Genomic DNA, 6021 nt, shown 5'->3' with positions numbered 1-6021 from the left:
CACGAATAATTAGAGCTTTAATTAATTTTATACCTATCAAATGCCAACTTCGATCTTCTAGTCTTTCCTATTGCACTCCTAATCCTAAAGAGCGATTGTTAGTGAAGATCCATAAATATTTAACCCTTAACAAACAATGGTTTGAGTTGGTGTGTTGTAGTGTTTAATAGGATGCCAAATCATTCAATATCTGTATTGATAAGAATATATAGTACTTTGTTCATTGATTGTTTTAGGTTATTTGATTAGAGTACTAAGTGTTTAAAGATAAATTAAACGCAAAAAAGGATTGTTTATATGGATCCCATACTAGAAGTTAAGGGACTGTACAAGGTGTTTGGAGAAGACACTGACCGCGCATTTTCAATGATCGAAAATGGTGCCGATAAAGATGAAGTCTTTGAGAAAACAGGGTTAACGATCGGCGTTAATGATGTCTCTTTAAGTATTCAGGAAGGGGAAATCTTCGTGATCATGGGGCTCTCCGGATCAGGGAAATCAACTCTAGTTCGCCTTCTTAATCGCCTCATTGAACCTACTCGGGGTAATGTACTGCTTAGGGGTAAAGATATTGCCCACATCTCAGAAGAAGAACTTCGCCAAGTTCGTCGTAATAACATTTCAATGGTCTTCCAAAACTTTGCTTTGATGCCACATATGACAGTGATTGAAAATGCTGCATTTGGTCTAGAGCTTGCTGGCGTAGATACCGATAAACGTAAAAAATCCGCATTAAGTGCTTTAGAACGAGTTGGTCTTGACCCTTATGCTGAGTCTTATCCTGATGAGTTATCAGGTGGTATGAAGCAGCGTGTTGGATTAGCAAGAGCATTGGCTTGTGACCCAGATATTCTTCTAATGGATGAAGCATTCTCAGCCCTTGACCCTCTTATCCGAACTGAAATGCAAGATGAGCTTATCAGGCTACAAAATGATGATAAGCGTACTATTGTTTTTATTTCTCATGATTTAGATGAAGCGATGAGAATCGGAGACCGTATCGCTATTATGCAAAATGGCGAGGTAGTTCAAGTCGGTACTCCTGATGATATTCTAAACAACCCAGCTAATGATTACGTAGAAGCTTTCTTCCGTGGTGTAAATGTTGCGAGTGTTTTAACTGCAAAAGATATAGCACGTAAAAAACCTGCTGCCGTATTCAAAAAATCAGAACACGACGGGCCGGCTTCTGCACTCCAGATCCTAATGGATAATGATAGAGAGTATGGGATTGTAGTGGAGAAGAGTAGTCACTTTTCTGGCATTGTTTCTATTGAATCACTTCGCAAAGCACATAAAGAAAATACTTCTTTGATTAGCGCTCAATTACCTGATGGTGTCACCCTCAAACCAAATCAACCAATTAACGATGTACTTGGTTTAGTCGCAAGTGTGCCGTACTCAGTTCCTGTTGTGGATGAAGACGGTAATTACTTTGGTGTTGTGACGAAATCACGACTACTTCAGACGTTAGATAAGGGGTAGGGAAATGTCATCTGAACAAACAAATAATGATCCATGGTCACAACCTGCAGCTGAATCAAGTGACCCATGGGGGCAAAGCGCAAGCTCTACTGCTGACGCCGATTGGTTGAGTAGCGAAGTCGTAGAAACTAAGCAGTTCGATATCATGAACCCTTTTGAAGAGGCTGTACTGCCTGTCGATGTTTGGGTTGAATCTGGTTTGAATTGGCTTGTTGAACATGGTCGACCTTTATTTCAAGCGATTCGTGTACCTATTGATTTCATTCTTAGATCGTTCGAAACAGCGTTAGTTTCCACTCCTGCCCCGTTTATGCTGATAATTCTATTTTTATTAGCTTGGCAATTCTCTAACTTAAGGTTAGGTCTAGCTACTGGAGTCTCGCTTGTTTTCATCGGTTTAATTGGTGCTTGGTCTGAAGCGATGACCACGTTATCGCTAGTAATGACTTCGGTCTTTTTCTGCTTGCTAATTGGACTTCCCATGGGGATCTGGCTAGCCAGAAGTAATACAGCTGCGAAATTCGTAAGACCTATTCTTGATGCAATGCAAACCACACCGGCTTTTGTTTACTTAGTACCAATCGTTATGCTTTTTGGTATAGGTAATGTTCCTGGGGTAGTGGTAACCATTATTTTTGCTTTGCCTCCAGTTGTTCGCTTAACCATTTTAGGTATTCAACAAGTGCCTGAAGAGCTGATCGAAGCTGGTCATTCATTTGGCGCGAGCAAAAAACAAATGCTGTATCGAATTCAACTGCCATTAGCACTTCCGACAATTATGGCTGGTGTTAACCAAACTTTAATGCTGTCGCTTTCGATGGTGGTTATTGCTTCAATGATTGCCGTTGGTGGTTTAGGGCAAATGGTATTGAGAGGTATTGGTCGCTTGGATATGGGGCTTGCCGCTGTTGGTGGTCTTGGCATAGTTATTCTCGCTATCTTGCTCGACCGTATTACTCAAGTATTAGGTGCTAATGCAGGTAATACTAAATTGCGTTGGTACCACATGGGTCCCGTAGCAATAGTACTGCGCGCTTTTAACCGTGGTAATCAATCAGAACTAAAACTAAGGAAAAAAACGAATGAATAATTCATGGAAGAAGACTCTAACGGTAAGTATTGTTTCTGCACTTACTATTTCTAGTAACGTTTGGGCTGAAAAATTACCAGGTGAAGGTGTTTCAATTCAGCCGTTGCAGTCAACTGTTGCTGAAGAGACATTTCAAACTTTGATTGTAAACCGAGCTTTAGAAAAGTTGGGTTATGAGGTTCAACCAACGAAAGAAGTAGATTACAACGTTGGTTACACTTCTATCGCAAAGGGTGATGCAACGTTTTTGGCGGTTGGTTGGTTCCCATTGCATGCTGATAAGTACAAAATGTCAGGTGGTGATGAGAAGTTTTACCGTGAAGGTCAGTACATCAGTGGCGCAGCGCAAGGTTATCTAATTGATAAGAAAACTGCCGAGCAATATGGCATCACTAATATTGGTCAATTATCTGATCCAAAAATCGCTAAGCTATTTGATGCGGATGGTGATGGTAAAGCAGACTTAACCGGTTGTAACCCAGGCTGGGGTTGTGAGCTTGTGATTGAAGAGCAGTTATCTGCGTACAAACTGCGTGATACGGTTTCTCATAATCAAGGTAACTATGCTGCAATTATTGCAGATACAATTTCACGCTATAAAAAAGGTGACCCAGTTCTTTATTACACATGGACTCCTTATTGGGTAAGTGGTGTTCTTGTACCAAATGAAGACGTAGTTTGGTTAGAAGTTCCATTCTCTGCGCTACCTGGCGAGCGTAAAAATGTAGATACAACGCTATCGAATGGTAAAAATTACGGGTTTGAAATGAACTCTATGCGTATCATTGCGAACAAAGAATTTGCGGCTCAAAACCCTGCGGCAGCCAAACTATTTGAAATCATCAAACTGAACATTAATGATGTTAGTGCTCAAAATATGATGATGAGCAAAGGCAAAAACAGTACGGCAGATATTGAATCCCACGTTAATGGTTGGATTAAAGCTAACCAAGGCTTATTCAACTCTTGGGTAGCAGAAGCTAAAAAAGCATCAATGTAATTTAAGGGTTATTTTTAGCCCAATATAGGTGTTAGTTTGAAAGCCAGTAGTTAACCTACTGGCTTTTTTATTTTCACCAGTGATCTTAATAAGTTATCTAATCGTAAAAGTTAGTGTCTGTTACTTTTTAATCGCAATGTAGGAGAGTTACTATTGCGATGAATTGAAAATTAGGAGCTATTGGTGAATAAAATATTACTTACGGTTAGTGTATTACTACTGAATGGTTGTTTAGGTATGCCTGAATCAGTAAAACCGGTCACGAATTTTGAGCTCAATAGATATTTGGGGCAGTGGTATGAAGTTGCTCGGCTAGATCATTCATTTGAACGTGGGCTTAGCCAAGTAACAGCTAATTACACTCTTAAAGATGATGGTGGTGTAAGGGTTATAAACCGTGGCTACTCTCTAGAAGAAAATGAATGGAAAGAAGCGGAAGGTAAGGCATATTTTGTGAATGAAAGCGATGAAGGGTATCTAAAAGTATCTTTTTTTGGTCCTTTTTACGGCTCTTATGTCATTTTTGAATTGGAAAGTGATAACTACCAATATGCTTTTATTTCTGGACCAAATAATGACTATTTGTGGTTACTTTCGAGAACAGCTTCAGTAGAACCTGACATCTTAGAGAAATTCGTCAGTTTATCTAAAGAGCGTGGATTTAATACAGATGAGTTAATCTTCGTAGAATAAAATTGATTTGATAAATTGATGATGGGTAAGGGAAGACGAAGTTATAAGTCGTTTCCCCTTACTGCCTGAGGGATGTGCACTTGTCTGGCTATCTTAGTGCTGGCGGTCGCTTAAGTTCTAAACTCACTCACTAGCTGATCCAATCGAAGGCACTGGCTCGATAATTCTTCTAAAGATGACTGAGCGTCTTGGACAGTAGAAACTATCGATGCACTGCTATCGGCTATACCTTGAATATTCTCATTCAGTTCATCACTAACAGTACTTTGTTGATGGGATGCAGTAGCAATATGTGCATTCTTCTCGTTCATTTCTCCAATAACAGAAAGAATCGAGTGTAGAGATTCACGAGCTTCCCCTGCTTTATCAATCGTTTTTACACTGCTTAGTTCGCTTTCTCTCATAACACTTACCGCTTTATCAGCTCCTGATTGAAGCTTTTCAATCATAGTTTGAATTACGCCAGTGCTATCTTGAGTGCGGCTAGCCAATGAGCGAACTTCATCAGCTACAACAGCAAAACCTCTCCCTTGTTCACCCGCTCGAGCTGCTTCTATAGCGGCATTCAGAGCCAGTAGGTTTGTTTGTTCGGCAATGCCTCGGATCACTTCTAGAACAGACGCAATTTGCCCAACATCGGTATTCAACGTATCAATTACTTTCCCCGCAGATTGCACATTTGAGCTTAGCTGGCTAATTGAATCGATGGTTTGATTTAACGATGAATTGGTGATTTCAATCTGACTATTCGCGGATTTCGAAGACTCTGCAGTTTCAGCTGCATGTTGACTTACACTATGGCTGGTTGCTTGCATTTCATGAACAGCAGAAGCAACTAGCTCGCTGTCTTTTTGCTGATTATGTGTTGCATGAGCAATATTACCAGCCAAAGTTTCAATGTTCATCATTTCAGAACGCAGTGTATTCGATGTGTTAATAACCTGGATAACTGTGGACTGTATTTTAGTGACAAATTCATTAAAGGCATTTGCGACTTCACCTAATTCATCTTTTGATTTTACATGCATTCTCTGAGTTAAATCTCCATTGCCTGAAGCGATTTGAGTTAATGCGGTCTTTAATTCAATGATTGGTTTGATGACGCTATTGTTCAGTAAAATGATAATACTAAATGCTGTTAGTATTACGAATAAAACACCACCCTCAAGAATAAGTTCACCTTGATTACGAGCATCACTTATTTCAGATTCTAATTGAGTTTGCTTCAGCTCAAGCGCATCTTTGACGATGTTCAATTTCTTACGCACATCAATAAAATGTGTCTCAAAAAGATCAAGATTGTTTGAGTAGTAGCTAGACCATTCATCTCTCGGTAATGACTTTAAACGATCATATTCGGCTAACCATTGCTTAGTAGAGTCAATCAACTCACTGACATTCGAAGGGTGATTGCTCGGCATTATTTCAACCAAGTCCATTGATTTTTGCATTCGAGGGATCGCTTTATACGCATTATCATCGAATTCAAAAAGGTGATGCTCGAACTCTTTATCTGAACGGGATAGGGCAATGCCACTCATTGCTGCCGTCGCTTGATATAAATCGCGATAAGCATCGTTTAGATCGTTTTGCACCGGAAGTAACTGAAGATTAAATTGATTGGATAGCTCGGTTTGTTTCCAGGTGGAGCTGACATTAAAAAATGAACTTGCGGAAAAAACCAAGATCATAAAAATAATGGGTAAAATTAACTTCTTTTTGATTGAGGCGTTACTGAACATACCTATCTACC

Annotated in this window: 5 protein-coding genes; 4 read left to right on the top strand and 1 reads right to left on the bottom strand. The window is 39.7% G+C overall.

From position 1 onward, the window contains the following. Positions 1 to 297: 297 nt before the first annotated feature. The 4 genes from proV to L4C37_RS17575 all read left to right on the top strand — a co-directional run bounded on the left by proV (position 298) and on the right by L4C37_RS17575 (position 4268). On the top strand, positions 298 to 1485 hold the full coding sequence (gene proV, locus L4C37_RS17590) for a glycine betaine/L-proline ABC transporter ATP-binding protein ProV (protein WP_137373038.1): 1188 nt from the start codon (positions 298 to 300) through the stop codon (positions 1483 to 1485). A 4-nt stretch (positions 1486 to 1489) separates the two neighbouring features. Further along, positions 1490 to 2575 (top strand): glycine betaine/L-proline ABC transporter permease ProW, encoded by a 1086-nt coding sequence (gene proW / locus L4C37_RS17585; RefSeq protein WP_273296269.1) that lies wholly within the window; start codon positions 1490 to 1492, stop codon positions 2573 to 2575. Next, positions 2568 to 3575 (top strand): glycine betaine/L-proline ABC transporter substrate-binding protein ProX, encoded by a 1008-nt coding sequence (gene proX, locus L4C37_RS17580; RefSeq protein ID WP_137373040.1) that lies wholly within the window; start codon positions 2568 to 2570, stop codon positions 3573 to 3575. Before proW ends, proX begins: the two co-directional genes overlap by 8 nt. Positions 3576 to 3758: 183 nt before the next feature. Further along, positions 3759 to 4268 (top strand): lipocalin family protein, encoded by a 510-nt coding sequence (locus L4C37_RS17575; RefSeq protein WP_429769324.1) that lies wholly within the window; start codon positions 3759 to 3761, stop codon positions 4266 to 4268. Between the two features lie 110 nt (positions 4269 to 4378). On the opposite strand, the gene L4C37_RS17570 is transcribed toward L4C37_RS17575, so the two are convergent. Then, a complete protein-coding gene (locus L4C37_RS17570; protein ID WP_137373042.1) occupies positions 4379 to 6010 on the bottom strand; it encodes a methyl-accepting chemotaxis protein in 1632 nt (543 codons plus the stop codon). Between the last annotated feature and the right edge of the window lie 11 nt (positions 6011 to 6021).

The organism is Vibrio kagoshimensis (genome assembly GCF_050337535.1).
Lineage (GTDB): Bacteria > Pseudomonadota > Gammaproteobacteria > Enterobacterales > Vibrionaceae > Vibrio > Vibrio gallaecicus.
This window is presented reverse-complemented; position numbering and strand designations above follow the sequence as displayed.